Here is a 16,889-nt window from a genome sequence, read left to right as displayed (position 1 = left end):
CCTAGAACCGCGGATGGTGGCAGGCCGCGAAATGGCCTGGCTCCAGCTCGGCCAGCGGCGGTTCTTCGGTGCGGCAGATATCGGTGGCGAAGGCACAGCGGGTGTGAAACCGGCACGCCGGCGGCGGGTCGATCGGGCTCGGCACATCCCCTTCGAGGGTGATCCGCTCCCGGGCGAGGTTTCTGCGCGGGTCCGGTATCGGGACTGCCGACAGCAGCGCGTGACTGTAGGGGTGCAACGGATGACCGTAGAGCCCGTCGGCATGCGAGTGCTCGACGACCTTGCCCAGGTACATCACCGCGACCCGGTCCGACACGTGCCGGACGACGCCGAGATCGTGAGCGACGAACAGGTAGGACAAGCCGAACTCGTCCTGAAGCTCCTCGAGCAGATTGACGATCTGTGCCTGCACCGACACGTCGAGCGCCGACACCGGCTCGTCGGCGATGATCAGCTTGGGCCGCAACGCCAGAGCGCGGGCGATACCGATGCGCTGACGTTGGCCGCCGGAGAACTCGTGCGGATAACGGTTGACATGCTCGGCCTGCAGTCCCACCCGGTCGAGCAGTTCGTGCACTTGCCGCTTGAGTTCCGCGCCGCTGGCCAGCCCGTGCAACTCGAGCGGATCGCCGATGATCTGACCCACCCGCTTGCGGGGGTTCAATGACGCGAACGGGTCCTGGAAGACCATCTGCATCTCACGGCGCAACGGCCGAAGGTCGCGGCGGGACCGGCCGACCAGTTCCTGGCCGCCGAAGCGCACAGAACCCGACGTCGGTGTGACCAGCTGCAGGATCGCCCGGCACAGCGTCGATTTCCCGCAACCGGATTCGCCGACCAGACCCAAGGTCTCGCCCTCGTGCAACGTGAAGCTGACGCCGTCGACGGCACGCACGCTGGCCACTTCGCGGTCGATGACCACGCCGGACTTGATCGGAAAATGCTTGACGAGGTCGGTGACCTCGAGCAGTGGATCGCCCTTCATCGGTTCGCCGCCTTCTCCTGTGGCGACAGCCAGCAGCGGTCGAGGTGCAGCGGATCGCTCATGCGCGGTTCCAGAGTCGGTGGCTGCGTGCATGTTTCGAAGGCGTACTTACAGCGTGGGGCGAATCGGCATCCGGTCGGCGGGTTCAGCAGCGACGGAGGCGAGCCGACAATCTGCGTCAACCTCTCCGGGCGGTCTTCGTCGAGGCGGGCGATCGAACCCAGCAGGCCCCAGGTGTAGGGATGCTGGGGGTTGTAGAAGAGCTCGTCCAGCGATGCGTCCTCCACGATCTGCCCGGCATACATGACCATCACCCGATCAGCCAGCTCGGCAACGACACCCAGGTCGTGGGTGATCAACACCACCGACAGATTGCGCTCGCGGTTCAACGTGTCCAGCAGTCGCAGGATCTGCGCCTGGATCGTGACATCCAGTGCGGTGGTGGGCTCGTCGGCGATCAGGACCTCGGGCTCCAGCGCCAGCGCCATCGCGATCATCACCCGCTGGCGCATGCCGCCGGAGAACTCGTGCGGGTAATCACGCACTCGGCGCTCCGGATTCGGGATTCCTACCGAACGCAGCAATTCGACTGCCCTACCGAGTGCTTCGGACTTGGACACCGGGCGGTGCGCGCGGATCATCTCGGCGATCTGGTCGCCGACACGATAGACGGGATTCAGCGAGGTCATCGGGTCCTGAAAGACCATCGCGATGTGTTCGCCGCGCACGCTGCGTAACTGCTCGTCGGACGACCCGACGAGCTCGCGACCGTCGAAGTTCACCGAGCCGCTGATCTTGGTGTTGGGCGCTCGGGTGAGCCCGATCAGGGTCTGGGCCGTCACGCTTTTCCCGCTGCCGGACTCGCCGACAATCGCCACGACCTCACCGGGACCGACGTCGAAGGAGACTCCGTCGACTGCCTGCACCACCCCGTCTTCGGTGGCGAAGCTGACCCGCAGGTCGGCGACGGTCAGAATCGGTTCGCTCATGTGGGGGCCGCCTCTCCGAGGCGGATCCGTGGATCCAGCAGGGCGTAGAGGATGTCGACGATCGTGTTGAACAGCACGATGAAGAACGCGCCGAACATCGTCACCGCCATCAGCGGTGGCAAGTCCAGCTTCCCGATCGCCTGGCCGGCGTAGAGACCTACACCGTTGAGGTTGAAGGCCGTTTCGGTGAGGATCGCGCCGCCGCCGACGACGGCACCGAAGTCGAGGCCGAACAGCGTGACAATCGGGATCATCGAATTGCGCAGCACGTGGCGGATGCGGACCTGTCGCTCGCTGATTCCCTTGGCTCGCGCGGTACGCACGTAATCCTCGTTCATCACGTCGAGCATGTTCGAGCGCAGCACCCGGCTGTAGAACCCTACGTAGAGCACTGCGAGGGTGATCCACGGCAGGATCAGGTGATACAGCCAGTTCAGCGGGTCCTCGGTCAGCGGTACATAGCTTCCGGTGGGGAACAGCTGTGCCTTGAAACTGAGGTAGTACAACAGGATCGCGGCCAGCCAGAACACCGGCATGGAGATACCGACCAGCGCCAGGATCGTCAGGGCGCGGTCGGTGAACTTGCCCGCGTGCACCGCGCTGAGATAGCCGAACCACACCGACAGAGCCATCCACAGCACTGCCGCGCCGATCGTCAGCGACAGCGTTGCCGGCAGCCCGTTCCAGATCTGCTGTGCCACATTCTGATCGCTCGCATACGAGGTGAGCTCGCCGGTGAAGATCTGTTTCATCATCGTCAGGTACTGGACGGGCAGCGGCTGGTCGAGGCCGAGGTCCGCGCTGACCCTGGCGATCAGTGCCGGGTTGGCGTTCTTGCCGGCGATGCGCGCGGCAGGGTCGGAGTTGGGGATCACGTTGAAGATCAGGAACACGATCACCGAGATCGCGAAGAGTACGGCGATCATGCCGATCAGTCGGCGCGCGACGAACCGCAGCATCAGTGCTCCAACCGGATCTTGGCTCGCGGATCCAGCGCGTCGCGCAGCCCGTCGCCGAAGACGTTGAGTGACAACACCGTCAGCACGATCATCAGGCCCGGCACGATCGTCAGATGCGGCGCGGTGTAGATGGTCTGGTAGCCGTCGGCGATCATCGTGCCCCACGACGCGTTCGGTGGGCGCACCCCGGCGCCGAGGAACGACAACGCCGACTCCAGCAGCATGTTGTTGGCGATGTTGAGGGTGAAGAACACGATGATGGTCGACACGATGTTCGGCAGGAGTTCGGAGATCATGATCCGCACCGGGCCTTTGCCCTGGGCGACAGCGGCTTCCACGAACTCCTTCTCACGGAGCGCGAGGATCTCGCCGCGGATCGGTCTGGCCATGTACGGCACGTAGACGCAGCCGATGATGAGGATGGGTATCCACAGCGAGTCCCCGGCGATCTGCAGACCGCCGATGCTCAGGCCGCCGAGGGCCAGCGTGGTGCCCAGCGCGATACCGAGCAGCAGCACCGGGAAGGCCCACACCACATCGAGGATGCGCGACAGCGTCGAGTCGATCCAGCCACGGTAGTAGCCGGCCAGCATGCCGACGATCACGGCGAGGATGGTGGTGATGATCGCGGCCACCACACCTACGTAGATCGAGGTGCGGCCGCCGTACATCAGACGCACCATCACGTCGCGACCGTTCTGGTCGGCGCCGAGCAGGTAGCGGCCGCGCAGACCCGGCCCAAGCGGTGTGCCGTCGGTCGAGACGATGTTGGTCGGCTGCCCGTCGACCAGGATCTTGTCGGTGATGTGGTTCTGGTTCGGCCCGGTGTGGGCCACGTGGTCGGCCCACAGCGGCGCCGCCAGGCAGAACACCACGATCAGCAGGAACAGCACACCGAAGCCAAGAGCAACCTTGTTGCGCCGCAGCCGGATCCAGGCGAGGTACCACGGGCTACGGCCACGCACAGCGGCGGGAGTCGCCATTACTTGAGCGCGAACGAGGTGTAGTCCTGGTTGAACAGCAGGTGATGGTAGGACTTGTCGAAGTCCATCCGTTCGGAGACGAACGTCGTGTATTCCTCGTTGCCGTACGGAGCCCACACCGCCTGTTCCATGTAGGCCTTGTCCAGAGCGGCGTACTGCTTCTTGACGTCGTCGGTCAGCTGTTGGGTGAGCAGTTCATCTTGCTTTGCATCGAGTTCGGGAAGGTTGACCTGCGAGAAGTTATTGCTGTTGGTGGGCAGGATGCTCGCGCCGTTGAGCAGTGGACGGAAGAAATCGTCGGGGTGCGGGAAGTCCTGGAACCAGTCGGCGAAGCCGGTATCCAGATCCGGTGTCGAGGTGTTGCCGATCGTGGTGAAGTAGACGTCGCCGGCGATCACCTTGAGCTGGGCGTTGAAGCCCAACTGGGTGAGCAGATCGTGATAGTACTCACCGATCCGCTTACGGTCCGGCTCGTCATCGGTCCAGACCGTGATGTCCTTGTCGGCCGGATTCGCTTCGGCGATCAACTGTTTGGCTTTGCCGAGATCGGGTCCCTGGTACAGCTTGTACTCCTCGTAGCCGGGCATTCCCGGCGGGAGGATCTGTTGGGTCGGATGCAGCCGGCCGCCGAACACCCGGTTGAGAGCCTCCGGGTCGATGGCGTAGTTGATGGCCTGGCGAACCCTGATGTCGTTGAACGGCGCCTTCTGGGTGTTCATCCAGAAGTAGTAGGTGTTGATCGACTCCTCGAGTCGGAAGCGGTTGCCGTACTTGGCTTTTACCTCGGGGAGACGGTCGGCGTCCGGCGGATCGGTCATGAAATCGATCTGGTTCTGCTCGACGCCGGTGACCTGGGAGGAGTTGTTCTTGTTCTGGGTGACGGTGATCTTGTCGACCTGGGCATCGGCGACCTCGCCGGCGCCGGCGTCCTTGACCGTCTTGAACTGCGGATTGCGTTCCAGCGTCAGGGTATTGGGCGCATCGACCTTGGTGATCACGAACGGGCCGCTGGATGGCGGTGGATTGTTGGTGACGTCCTTGTCCAGGGTCGTGGTGGGCGGCACGGGTGCTGCGAACATCAGCGCCAGCACACCGTTGAACGTGCCGTTGGGCTTTTCCAGCTGGATCGTGATGTCACCGGTGTTGTCGTCTGTGGTGATGCCGCTGATGGTGTCCGACTTCCCGTCGGCGAAATCCTTTGCGCCGACGATGCCTTCATAGAACACCGAGCCGCCGGAGTTGGCCTTGAAGAGCCGCTTGATCGCATAGGTGAAGTCGGAGGCTTTGATCGGCGTGCCATCGGAGTACTTCATGTTGGGCCGCAGCGTCAGCTTGTAGGTCTTGCCGTCCGGTGAGATCTGCGGCATGTCCTTGGCGAGGGCCGGGACGATGTCGGTGCCGGCCTCGCCTTTTTGGTGCTTGTAGGTCAGCAGTGGGGTGTAGACGTTCCACAGGACTTCCCACCCCTCGAGCGTGTAGGACAGTTGTGGGTCGATGTAGTCGGGGAACGACGTCATGGAGACGTTGATGTCTCCACCCTGGCTGCTGCCGCCGCCTTTGCCGCCGCATGCGGCTACTCCGAAAGTGGCTACCATCGCGACACTTCCGATGGCGACGACATTGCGGACATGGCGCAGCTTCATACCGTTCCCTCGATTCGACGAGCCATGGACAGGGTGTGAGGACACTCTGCCGTAACCCTTCGATCTTGGGGGCAGAACGGCGAGTCCGCATCCGGGAGCGATGCCGACCTCAAGCCACGGTGCGCCGGCGCAACCGCACGAACGGTTGCTGGGTCGGTGCGGTCGCGAGGCTGACAGGGACCGGTCAGCACGACACTGCGTGAAGACCGGGTTTAGCTGTTAGATGTCAAGCAGCGCTATTGATTTGCGGAGCCGCCCGGAAGCGCATTCGGGATCACGCGGTTTTCAGACCCGAATGACCGGGCACGTGCAGACGACCGTCGGGGTCGACCTCGTCCCAGACCGCGGCGTAGACCGCCACCTTCAGGGCCTGGGCCTGATCTTCGACGTTCAGCACGTCGGCAAGCTCGTCGTAGCCGTAGTACAGGACGGACAGCACGGTCGTGGCCAGCAGCACATCGTTGATGGCGGTCTGCGCAGCGTCCCGGTTGCCCAGAGCGGCCTGGTAGAGCGCGGGCACCAGCTCGGCGATCGGCACCGCGGCACCCAGGCTGGGGACCATCTGCGAAACCCGCCAGCTCAACTCGTAGAGCTCGCGAACCACCGGCTGCGACTCTGCGGGAAACAGTGCAGCCAGAGTCTTTCCGGCCTCGTACACCGCGGTGGGCATGCCGAACGGCTTCGGGTCGTCGGCGCGGAACGGGTCGGAGGATTCGGGCAGGGTGATGTCCGGAAGGGTGACGTCGCTTGCCTTCGGCGTCACTGCGGCGGCAAGCGTGGCAGTGGTTTCAGGGGTCACCTGGTCCGGCGGCGGTGTCGTCGTCGACAACGGCAGACCGGCCTCGCCGCGGATGTGCAGCAACGCAAACGGATCGAACAGGTTCCACAGCGAGGAGATGAACCAGGTCTGCAGCTGCAGGGCCGGGGCTTCCAGGTTGAGAACGTCGGCGACCTCGTTGTAGCCGTAGTACAGGACTGCGACCGGGTGGATCGTGACGATCAGGTTGTTGATGACGCGCTGGGCGGCTGCCTTGTCGCCGGCGAGCGCGTTGGGCAGATCGGTGACGATGTTCGTCGCCGGGACGATGACGTTGACCCACGGAATCATCTGGGTGAGGCGGTAGCCCAACTCGAATCCTTCACGGGCGACAGCCTTTACGGAGTTCGGGAACACCGCCATGAAGGACTGTTCGAGAGTCCAGATCGGGCCGGGCATATCCTGCGGTGCAGGCTCCGGCGGCATCCACCGGAACGGGTTCCAGAACGCCGTCGCTGGATTGACGGTGGCCGCAGCGGTCGCCGCTGCGGTGGCTTCGGTCGTCGTCGCTGCGGCGGCTTCAGTGGTCGTCGACGGGCTGGCCACGGCCGGCCGTGGCGCCGCATGCCCGGTGAACAGGCCTTGCAGTTTCTGGACCTGGGCGGCCTCGAACTCGGCGGCGGTGGCCTTGGCGCTGGTGGTGGTCTTGGTTGCCGTCGGGACCGAGGAGACCGAAGTGGTGTCGGACGATGCGGCGCCGCTTGGCTTGTCGTTGAGCTTGGAGACCGGCTTGGCCCGCTTGGAGGTGCCGGTGGCGGACTTCTTGGGGCCGGCGTCGGTCTTGTCCGACGAATCGGACGCGCTCGACGAACCGGACTTGCCGGTATCGGCGCTTGCCACACCCTGGCTTGCTGCGGCGATGGCCGCACCTACGCCGACTGCAACAGCGACCCCGCCGACATATCCGACGTACTTATTCGACCCCATTTGCTGCCCCTTCGCTAGTTCAAGGGCATCGTAAACGACCGGGCAGGTCAGAACCACCCCAAAGGATGAATGGCGCGATTCCGGATGCTTGCCGTTGGCCGACGCCCGGGTGGCCTGCTGCTTGTCTGCAGCGGCGATGTCAGCCCGGCGACGGCCTCAGCCCGAGGTCACCGCGTGTTTGCACGGGTGGCGGTGGGTGGGTGGCGGTGGTTGTCGCCCGTCGATGCGGGAATCGCGATCGAGGCGGTGTCCACTGGCGTGGCGGGTCGCTTTAGCCGCGACACAGCACAGTTCTTTGCTGGCTGCCCGAGGGCGTCGCGAGGGGGTGTTTATGCAGATCAGCGGGCATGCGGGCGGGGGCTTTCGGCAAGGTTAACGGCAAAGGTGTCGCCGTAGCGGCCCCAGATACATCGGTCGTGCGGTTTCGGCTCTATGGTTTAGCGGTGCCTGATATTGATCGTCGAAGCCTGATGCTCATGGCGGGGTTCGGGGCAGTCGCCGCTGCGCTACCCATGCCCGTGGCGGGAGCCACGCCCGCTCGCCCGCAAGCACCGGCGCCCAATGCCGCGGCCCCGACCTACCTGTTCCACGACGAGTTCGACGGTCCGGCCGGCTCGGCCCCCGATGGCGCAAAGTGGCACATGGCCCAGCGGCGCGAAACCATCAAGAACCCGGTGTTCTGGGATCGACCCGAGAACATGGGGCAGTATCGCGACGATCGCCAGCACGTGTTCCTCGACGGAAAGTCGAATCTCGTCATCCGCGCGACGCGCGACAACAACAAATACGTCAGCGGCAAGGTCATCGGAAACTGGTGGGGCGGAATCGGAACCACCTGGGAGGCCCGGATCAAGTTCAACTGCCTGACTGCGGGCGCCTGGCCTGCGTGGTGGCTGATGAACGACCATCCCGAGGTGGGCGGCGAGGTCGACCTGATCGAGTGGTATGGCAACGGTGAATGGCCCTCGGGCACAACCGTTCACGCACTGCTGGATGGCACATCGTTCGCGACTCAGCCGGTTGCGGTGGACGGCAACTGGCACACGTGGCGCGTCACATGGAACGACTCCGGGATGTACTTCTGGCAGGACTATGTCGACGGTGCCGAGCCGTACTTCAGCGTGCCCGCCTATTCCCTCGACGCCTGGCCGTTCAACTTCCCCGACTACCGGATGTTCCCGGTGCTGAACCTGGCCATCAGCGGCTCGGGCGGCGGAGATCCGCGGCCGGGCACCTATCCGGCGGAGATGCTCGTCGACTACGTGCGGGTCTGGTAGAAGCCGACCCCGCTCAGCTCGCGCCGGCCGCGATCACCTCGTCGACCTCGGCGGCCCGGGCGGCCATCTCCGCGTGCGACTTGTCCAACTGCTCGGCTTGGTCCTCGTCGGCTTTCATCAGCGTCTCGATGTCGAAGTTGGCCATGTCGTGAACACCCATGTCCCGGAAGGCTTTCTGCACCTTTTCGCCCCACAGGCCGATGTCCTTGACGATCGGCACGATCCGGCTGAACAGGTGTGATCGGAACTGCACCATCAACGGCGAGTGGTCCACCCACTCGGCGCATTCCTTGACGTTCAATCCGAGCGTCTCGAAGACTTCCTCGCCGCGGAACCGGTCACGCATCAGGTAACAGGCGGCCACCACGAACTCTTCGCGCTCGTCGCGTTCGGCGTCGGTGAGCGCAGAGTAGTAGTCCTTCAACGAGATTCGCCCGAAGGCGACGTGTCGAGCCTCGTCCTGCATGACGTAGGCCAGCAACTGCTTGGCCAGTGAACCCTCAGGCGCCAGGTCGCGCTGTACCCCGAAGGCGGCCAGGGCCAGCCCCTCGATGAGGACCTGCATGCCGAGATAGGGCATGTCCCAGCGGGAATCCCGCAGGGTGTCGTCGAGCAGTGACGTCAGGTGCGGATTGATCGGGTAGACCACGCCGATCTTTTCCTGCAGGAACCGCGAGAATGCCTCCACGTGCCGGGCTTCGTCCATGGTTTGCGTCGCGGCGTAGAACTTCGCATCCATATCGGGCACGACCTCGACGATCTTGGCCGCACACACCATCGCACCCTGCTCGCCGTGTAGGAACTGCGAGAAGCTCCAGGCCGCGTTGTGCTGCCGGAACTCGGCGCGGCGGCGTTCGTCGGCGGCCTCCCAGACCGGGCTGCCGAACAGTGGATGGAACTCGTCGGGCACCCCCACCGGATTCATCGGATCGACATCGAGGCTCCAGTCGATGCGGGACTGCGCGTCCCACTGCTTGTCCTTGCCCTTTTGATACAGCGACAACAACCGGGCGCGGCCCTCGTCGTACTCCCAGGTGAAGCGGGCGTCGCCGACGCTGGGCACCTCCCACGAGTATGGGTCGGGCACCTCGGTGTACTTGTCTTTGGTGGTCATGCGTCCGCCTTTCTCCCCGATATGAGCGAGTCATATGACTTACCTCACAGTGCGCCGGGGCGACGGCGGCGTCAAGCCTGACGGCTCAGTCAATTATTCGGGGTCCGTCGCTTTGACCCACACCCGACGCAGGACATCGCGGCGCCGTCCCGTCCTGGCCCCGGTGACCTGGGCGATGTGGCCCAAGAAATCGCGCGGCACATCTGCGGTATAGCGTGCTCGCCGGGCGCGATGCTGTTCGAGCTGGAACAACAGCTTGCGGCCCGGGCGGCGGCCCTCGCACGCCGCCCAGTGAGCTCCCCGTTCACGCCAGCCGACGGGCCGTCGGCGCAATTCGTCGATGACCCGGCGCGGGACCGCCGCGTCGAACTCGCTCGCCAAGAACGTCAGTCCGGCGGTCAGGCCCGTCGTCAATCCCGGTCGCCCCGCCCGCTCCAGCAGGTAATCCCACTCGATCGCCGAGTTCTCGAGCAGGAACACCGCGTCGGCGATCCAGCGCAGCGGCGAACCCGACGGTCCGATGAACGCACCGGCAACCGCGCCGATGAGGCACTCCGTTGCCGAGGGGACGAGGACATCGCGGCCGAGCAACGTCGCCGGTTGCGCGGTGTCGAACACCGGCTGGTCGTCACCGGCGAGCTTGTAGGCCCACCAGTGCACATCGATCTCGGCTTCGTTCGCATCCCGGAATGTACACGCGTGCTGAGTGCCGATGAACGTCTCGTCGGCCTCCCACTTGACCTGGCAACCGGCCGCGCGGAACAGCGCCATCGCGCGCACGGCGTCGGCTTCGGGAATCAGGACGTCCACGTCGTTGATGCGGCGCAGTCCGAGCTGGCCGGCCGCCATGGCGATCATGGCCGCACCTTTGATGAACACCACCGGAATGCCCGCGTCGACAAGCGATTGCGTCAACTCCAAGCCGGCACTGAGGGCGACGGCGTTGTGCGCGAGCGTCTGGCGGTAGACGCCCTTGAGCAGAGCGAGGTCTTCGTCGTCGATCCCGGCCGATTCCCGGTTGGCCCACAGCCGGGAGAACAGCCGCGCGGAGGCGTCATCCACCGTCTCCAGCGTCAGCCCGCGGCCTTTCCACCGCTGCCAGGCGGGCGCGGCGACATCGGCGGGCAGCAGCGCCGCCTTGGCCAGGTCGAGTTGCGCGGGCGTCGGAAACGGCAGGTTGACATCGGGAATGGTCGGCCAGTCCAGCGCGGCGAGCCGGGCGACAACGCCGTTCACGGTCGCTCCACCAGGAGCGGATCGGACCTGACCGTGCCGTTCTCGATTCGGACGACGCGGTCGGCCCAGGCGGCGATCGCCGCGTCGTGCGTGATGATCAGGACGGCCGGTGGGGGATGCATCGCGTCCACCACGCTCTGCAGGCGCTCGATGGACACGGTGTCGAGATGGTTCGTCGGCTCGTCGAGAATCAGCAGCCGCGGATCGCCGAGCAGGGCCCGGGCCAAGGAAATCGCCTGCCGCTGACCACCGCTGAGACGCGACCCGTCGTCACCGACATCGGTGTCCACGCCGTCGGGGAACCGGTGGTCGAGCATCTCGGTGATCCCGGCCGACGCGAGCGCTCGGTCGACCTGTGCGTCGGTCAGATCGGGGCGTCCGAAAGCGACGTTCTGGCGGATCGTGCCGGGACGGATGATCGTCTCCTGGAGGACGACGCCGATCTGCCTGCGCAGTGCCGCCACCTCGAGATCGTCGAGCGGATGGCCGCTCACCTCGACCACGCCGCTCCACGGCCGATCGAGTCCCAATATCAGCCGCACCAGAGTCGACTTGCCCGAGCCGTTCTCGCCGATCACCGCCACCCGCTCGCCCGGGGCGATCGCGAAGTCGACATCGTGCAGCACGGGCAGCGTACGATAGCCGAAGGTGACGCCGCGCAGCGCGACGTAACCGTCGAAGGGTTCCCGTCGCGTGCCGCTGTAGACCGGCGGTTGCGGGTCGGCGATGATCGCCTGCAGGGGCAGCAGCGCCGCGGCGGCGACCATCAGGCTCGCGCCGGCGCCGGCTGCTCCGGTCACACTGCGCAGCAACAGCGCCAGTACCGCATAGAACGCCATCAGCGAGCCGATCGACAACGCGCCGTTGGAAACCATCACACCCCCGACGACGAGGATTGTGCTGCCTGCGATTCCGGCGATCGCGCCGTTGACGATCGTCGCGATACTCGACGCCCAGGCCTTGCCGAAGCTGTCGGTATCCAGTGCGTTGATCCGTTCTTCGGCGACGGCGAGTTCCGCCTCGTCGACGCCGCGGGTGCGGATCAGGCGCATCGTTCGCAGGGTGCCCAGAACGTGGGCGGCGTAGGCGCGATGGGTCAGCATCCAGCGCTGGATCGCCCATTCGGTGCGTCGTTTCAATCTGGCGTTGAGCAACAACAACAGCGGGGCGATCACCGCCACCACCGCGGCGAGCAGCGGACTGAGGACGATCGCGACCACCGTCAGCGGGATCCCGACCACAATCGCCTGCGCCACCACCACGACGGCGGGCAGCGAGCTTTCCAGGCGTTCACCGTCAAGCACCAATGCGGCGTGCAGTCGTCCGATGTCCTGTCGCTCGTGCCAGGCCAACGGCAGGTCGTGGATGCGGGCCAGGACCTGACGGCGCAGCGCGGCGACACTCTGGAAGAGCCCGATCAGGATCATCCGCCGGGCGAACAGCGACAGCGCCGCGGAGAGAATGAACAGCGCCAGAACTCCCACACCGGACACCAGCACCGCCCGGCTGTTCGAGGCAGGGATCGCGACCGCGAAGATGTTGTGCACCAACAGCGTGATCGGCAGCAGCGCCGCCGACTGCAGCCCCAGCAATGCGATACCGGCGGCGAAGCGGGCCCGGTGGCCGCGCAGCAGCAGCCACAGTGCGCGAAGTTCGGTCCTGCCCATCACGCCCCTCCTCGTGATGTCCGCTGTCGGGTGATCCGCTGGCGAGCCAGCGTCAGATACGCCTGGTGCAGATCGCCCCGGTGGACTCGGCTGACATTACCCGCGTGGGACCGCCGCAGGAGCGTGACCTCGGATAACTCCAGCGTGGGAATGCCGATTTCGGCCGCGCGCAACAACCAGCGCATCTGGGCGACCATGCCGTCCCCGAAGGGGCCGATCTGGTCGATCGCCTCGTGGCGCACCAGCACCGTGCCGAGTAGGGGCGCGGGGGTGATTACCGAAAGGACGCAACCGGTTTCGTCCATGAACTGCTGGCGGCCTGCGACGATCTGGACGCAAGGTGCCGCGTCGGCGGCGCGCAATCCGGTACCGATGCGCCCGGCCGGCCACATGTCGTCGGCATCGAGAAAGGCCACCCATGGCGCGCTCACCGCGGCGACCGCGGCGTCCAGATTCTCGCCGGCGGACGATCCGTGCGAGCGCACCAACCGGACTCGAGGGTCGGGGTGATCGCGTACCAATTGTGCTGTCGGCGAGGTAGATTGACATGTCGCGACCAGAACCTCCACGACCTCGGGCTGGCTCAGCGCCGATCTGATTGCCGCACCGAGGAAGGGCTCGTGCGGGCGGGCGGGAATCACCGCGGCGACCGCGGTGGCTGACCAGTCAGACACGGTGGCACCTCAGCGCGGCGCACAGGGCGGCCCGGTTCACGTCGTCGTTGAATCGTTCCCGCAACAAGGCGGCGGCGCGTCGCGCAAGCTCGGCGCCCAGCTCCGGGTCCCGCAGTACCCGCGCGGCACACTCGGCCAGGTCGGCGTCGCCGTCGGCCCGAAGCGCGTGGATTCCGGATGCGGCCGGTACGCCGCGCAGTCCGTCGGCAGTTGCGACGACCGGGAGGAATCGTGCGAAGGCATGCAGCACTTTGGTTTTCACTCCGGCACCGCCGGTGAGCGGAACCACCATCACCGCCGCCTGGCGTAATGCGGCGTCGACATCGGCCAGCCGTCCGGTGACAGACAGGCCGGGCCGGTCGTTCGCCGCGGCGAGCAGCCACGCTGGGGGTGCGGCACCGATCACCGTCAACGGGGTGGGCCCGGCGATTGTCTCGATCTGCGGCCACACCTGGTCCACCAGGCGGCGGACCGCCAGCTCGTTCTCCGCCATGCCCAGGTAGCCCAGGAACACGATTCCCTTCCGAGCTCCCGCCGCCAGATCGGTGCTGTCCGCGTGAGCGTGCACCGCGGGGACGATGTGGACATCGGCTTCGGCGTGCAGGCGGCGCAGCTCGCCGGCGTCCTCCTCCGACACGGCCACGACGGCATCGGCGCCGGCCACCACCTCGCGTTCGGCGGCCTTGTCCGCGACAGCGGCCGCGAGCAGTGGCCGGTTCCCGGTGAGCTTGGCCAACCGGTACTTGGCCAGATGCTCGACGTGCGTGGCGTCGTACACGAAACGACTTGCCGGGCTGTGCGTTCGGACGGCTGGGAGCACTTCCCCCGCAACCCGGAGTCGGCTGGCGATGACCGCGTCGGGCGTGTGCGCAGCGAGCCAGTCGGCGGTGTGGCGCTGCACGGGCACGACGCCGAGGTTGGCGAGCTGTGCGGGCTGGTCGGCAGCGGACGGTCGTCGGCTGGCGAAGGCGACGCGGTGCCCGTCGGCGCGCAGCAGCCGCAGCAGTTCGAGCATCCGGGCAGCGCCGCCGTCATGGCCGACCCGCGGAGGTTCCTCGTCCACGACGAGCACGCAGCTCATGCTGCGACCAGATCGGCGATGGTGGGGACACCCCGGTCAGCACCGAGCGTGAGCGCAAACGCCGGCGCGGTGCGTGCGAGTTCGGCGAGGAGCCCAAGGCTCGGTGCGTCCTCCTCCGGAGCTTGCAACAGCGTCGACGGCGCCAGCGCGCGCAGAGCTTCGGCGGGGCTGGCGGGCGTCAGGGTCGAATCCGCGGCGTCGCCGACGCGGGGGAGCAGGATCGCCACCACATCCAGACAGTCCGTCACCGCGCCCGGCAGGTCCTCGCCCACAATGAGCGTCCGGCGGTCGTCGCGGCCCGCCGGACCGCGCTCACCGACCTTGATCGAGCGGTACAGATTCCAGGTCCGTGCGGCGCCGTTGTCGAGTTCGATCACCGAATAGTCGTCGCCGACCACCTGCAGCCCGGCCTCCAGGCAGGCCAACGTCGTCGTCGACTTACCGGAACCGCCCGGTCCGGCCAGCAATGCAGCACGCCCGGCCGAGCCGATCGCCGCCGCATGGATGAGCTGATGCCGGCGATCCGTCAGCGCGAAATGCAGCGCCGTCCGAAGCGGTGCGGCCCGATCCCAGCGCGTGACGCCGTGGATCCCGGCGAACCAACAGCAGGCCAGACGCCGTTCGCTGTCCCAGAGGACCAGGCTGGTTTCGTCGGCTGCCGCGCAGGCCCGCACCGGGCCGTGGGACAGGCCGGCGACGGCGCCGCCGCGGCCCAGATGCGCGGGGCCCCAAGGGAACGGGCCGAGCGGGGTGCTCCAGACGACGAGCCGGGCGGTGATCGGCGCGCCGGGCTGACCGAGATGATGTCGTAGCGCAGGCAGCAGCGCATCGCCCACCTCGGGGTCGGCGACGTCGACGCGGACGTCGCGGCCGGCGATCCGCAGCCACTGCGGCGTGACCGCCGCCGCCGCGCGCAGCGCATCGCCCACCACCCTCTCCCGGAAGTCCTGGGCGGCAGGGGGCAGCGGGTGGACAGCGGTCACGGAGTACTGAGAGCTGTTGTCCTGCGCGGGCGCACCACCTGATCAATTAGCACAATTGACAATTACACAGCATTCGCGCTGATCAGGCATCCTCAATCTTGGATTTGGGCGTTGCCGGGTTCACCGTTTTCTGCTGCGGGTGACGGAGCGGAGCGCGCGATCGATCCGATTGGGCGCGGTGACCGGTCGCGCCGGCTGCGCCATCAAGGCCATCCCGCCGTCGACGCTGTAGCGCGAACCGGTGACGTACGACGCCTCCGCCGAGGCCAGGAAACGGACCACGGCAGCGACCTCGGCCGGTGCGCCGTGCCGCCCCGCCGGAACTCCGTTGTGCGGCAACAGAGTCGCGTCCTCACCTTCATGACCGGTCATCCGCGTGGCGATCGGGCCCGGCGCCACGCTGTTGACCGTGATGCCGTGGGGTGCGAGCTCGAGCGCCAGACCCTTCGTCAGACCGCCCAGACCGTGCTTGGCCGCGGTGTACCCGAGCGCATCGCGCAGCGGGATGTTCTCGTGAGCGGAGGTCACCACCACGATGCGCCCGCCGGTGCCCTGCTCGGCCAACGCGGCGGCACCGGCCAGCAGCACGGCCGACATTCCGATCAGATTGATCTCGACCACGCGGCGCAACGACGCGAACTCCGCACCGGGTTGTGGGCGCTCGTTGTAGCCGGCGCTGCACACCAAGACGTCGAGACCGCCGAGCCGTCGGGTCAGGTCGGCGATGACCTCGGCCGCCGCCTCCGGTGCACCGAGGTCGAGCCGGGCCAGGACGGCGGAGGAGTCGATCGACTTCAGTTCGGTTGCGGTGCGGGTGGCTTCGAGCTCGTCGCGGAACCAGGTGAGGCCGAGGTCGCAGCCGTCAGCGGCGAGCGCGTGCGCGATCGCGTGGCCGATCCCGCCCTCGACGCCGACGAGGATCGCGCGGCGACGGCCCATGGTCTCTCCCTATTTCCAGTGTTCGTCGAGCAGCGTCGACCAGGCGTTCTCCAACTGCTTCCACTCGTCTGGGCACTCTTCGGCTCGGTCCTCGGGGAGACCGTCCTTGGTCACGATGTCGGCGTTGGCCTCGGGATCGGAGCCGTAGATCCAGCACTGCAGGTTGTAGACGCGCTGTTGATCCAGGGAGTGCACATCGGCCATATCCTCCGACTCCAGCTCGGTGCGCGCCGAGGCCGATGCCTGGAACGCCCGCGCGAAGTTCTTCACCGCTGCCATCGATTCTGGATCGGCCTTGCCGTCGTCGCCAGGCGTCAGCAGGATGTAGGCAGCCAGCTGATCGGCGGCGTCTTCTTCTTTCCCGGTGATCGGCAGGTTGTACAGGCTGATCGCCATGTGTCCGGCCTCGTGATAGAACGTCGCGTCCTCCGAACCGATGGCCGACGCGTCGGGGTCGGCGTCGCCGGCCTTGGTGAAGATCTTCTGTCCCAGATCGGCGTCTTCATAGCAGATGGTGATGGTGTTCTCGCTAGGTGTTCTTCACGGGTAGGTTGTGAACGCGTAGGCGCTCGATTGGTGTCATTCCGCCGATGCCGGTGTGGGGTCGGTGGTGAT

At 66.3% G+C, this 16,889-nt stretch carries 14 protein-coding genes and 1 pseudogene; 1 reads left to right on the top strand and 14 read right to left on the bottom strand.

Going from position 1 to position 16,889, the window contains the following annotated elements:
- Position 1: 1 nt before the first annotated feature.
- The 6 genes from MSZK_RS20995 to MSZK_RS20970 all read right to left on the bottom strand — a co-directional run bounded on the left by MSZK_RS20995 (position 2) and on the right by MSZK_RS20970 (position 7,303).
- Positions 2-985, bottom strand: coding sequence for an ABC transporter ATP-binding protein (locus MSZK_RS20995; RefSeq protein WP_099250542.1), 984 nt, complete (start codon positions 983-985; stop codon positions 2-4).
- Entirely contained in the window at positions 982-1,974 is a 993-nt protein-coding gene (locus MSZK_RS20990; RefSeq protein WP_099250541.1) for an ABC transporter ATP-binding protein, read from the bottom strand. Before MSZK_RS20990 ends, MSZK_RS20995 begins: the two co-directional genes overlap by 4 nt.
- The gene (locus MSZK_RS20985; protein WP_099250540.1) at positions 1,971-2,933 is read right to left on the bottom strand and encodes an ABC transporter permease; all 963 of its coding nucleotides are present in this window, start codon (positions 2,931-2,933) and stop codon (positions 1,971-1,973) included. Before MSZK_RS20985 ends, MSZK_RS20990 begins: the two co-directional genes overlap by 4 nt.
- Positions 2,933-3,916, bottom strand: a complete 984-nt coding sequence (locus tag MSZK_RS20980; RefSeq protein WP_099250539.1) for an ABC transporter permease — start codon at positions 3,914-3,916, stop codon at positions 2,933-2,935. Before MSZK_RS20980 ends, MSZK_RS20985 begins: the two co-directional genes overlap by 1 nt.
- The gene (locus MSZK_RS20975) at positions 3,916-5,511 is read right to left on the bottom strand and encodes an ABC transporter substrate-binding protein (protein ID WP_233211431.1); all 1,596 of its coding nucleotides are present in this window, start codon (positions 5,509-5,511) and stop codon (positions 3,916-3,918) included. The genes MSZK_RS20980 and MSZK_RS20975 overlap by 1 nt, the downstream gene beginning before the upstream one ends.
- Positions 5,512-5,833: 322 nt before the next feature.
- Positions 5,834-7,303 (bottom strand): hypothetical protein, encoded by a 1,470-nt coding sequence (locus MSZK_RS20970; protein ID WP_142389973.1) that lies wholly within the window; start codon positions 7,301-7,303, stop codon positions 5,834-5,836.
- A 452-nt stretch (positions 7,304-7,755) separates the two neighbouring features.
- Between MSZK_RS20970 and MSZK_RS20965 the strand changes: the two genes are divergently transcribed.
- Positions 7,756-8,580 (top strand): family 16 glycosylhydrolase, encoded by an 825-nt coding sequence (locus tag MSZK_RS20965; protein ID WP_233211437.1) that lies wholly within the window; start codon positions 7,756-7,758, stop codon positions 8,578-8,580.
- Between the two features lie 13 nt (positions 8,581-8,593).
- Here the strand turns inward: MSZK_RS20965 and MSZK_RS20960 are convergent, their stop codons facing one another.
- The 8 genes and pseudogenes from MSZK_RS20960 to MSZK_RS20925 all read right to left on the bottom strand — a co-directional run.
- Positions 8,594-9,694, bottom strand: a complete 1,101-nt coding sequence (locus MSZK_RS20960) for a ferritin-like domain-containing protein (RefSeq protein ID WP_099250535.1) — start codon at positions 9,692-9,694, stop codon at positions 8,594-8,596.
- A 93-nt stretch (positions 9,695-9,787) separates the two neighbouring features.
- Positions 9,788-10,930, bottom strand: coding sequence for a nucleotidyltransferase family protein (locus MSZK_RS20955; RefSeq protein WP_158230611.1), 1,143 nt, complete (start codon positions 10,928-10,930; stop codon positions 9,788-9,790).
- The gene (locus MSZK_RS20950) at positions 10,927-12,597 is read right to left on the bottom strand and encodes an ABC transporter ATP-binding protein (protein WP_099250533.1); all 1,671 of its coding nucleotides are present in this window, start codon (positions 12,595-12,597) and stop codon (positions 10,927-10,929) included. The genes MSZK_RS20955 and MSZK_RS20950 overlap by 4 nt, the downstream gene beginning before the upstream one ends.
- On the bottom strand, positions 12,597-13,271 hold the full coding sequence (locus tag MSZK_RS20945; protein ID WP_099250532.1) for a glycosyltransferase family A protein: 675 nt from the start codon (positions 13,269-13,271) through the stop codon (positions 12,597-12,599). Before MSZK_RS20945 ends, MSZK_RS20950 begins: the two co-directional genes overlap by 1 nt.
- Positions 13,264-14,343 carry a glycosyltransferase family 4 protein gene (locus tag MSZK_RS20940; RefSeq protein ID WP_233211430.1) on the bottom strand — a complete coding sequence of 360 codons (1,080 nt, stop codon included), beginning with the start codon at positions 14,341-14,343 and terminating at the stop codon, positions 13,264-13,266. Before MSZK_RS20940 ends, MSZK_RS20945 begins: the two co-directional genes overlap by 8 nt.
- A gap of 5 nt (positions 14,344-14,348) precedes the next feature.
- Positions 14,349-15,335, bottom strand: coding sequence for a hypothetical protein (locus tag MSZK_RS20935; protein WP_142389972.1), 987 nt, complete (start codon positions 15,333-15,335; stop codon positions 14,349-14,351).
- Between the two features lie 120 nt (positions 15,336-15,455).
- Complete coding sequence (locus MSZK_RS20930; RefSeq protein ID WP_099250529.1) at positions 15,456-16,274, bottom strand: SDR family oxidoreductase; 819 nt, start codon at positions 16,272-16,274, stop codon at positions 15,456-15,458.
- Between the two features lie 9 nt (positions 16,275-16,283).
- Positions 16,284-16,805: pseudogene (locus tag MSZK_RS20925) on the bottom strand (DUF4344 domain-containing metallopeptidase); the annotation flags it as partial.
- Positions 16,806-16,889: the final 84 nt, after the last annotated feature.

It is taken from the genome of Mycobacterium sp. shizuoka-1, from assembly GCF_002723835.1.
Taxonomy (GTDB): domain Bacteria; phylum Actinomycetota; class Actinomycetes; order Mycobacteriales; family Mycobacteriaceae; genus Mycobacterium.
This window is presented reverse-complemented; position numbering and strand designations above follow the sequence as displayed.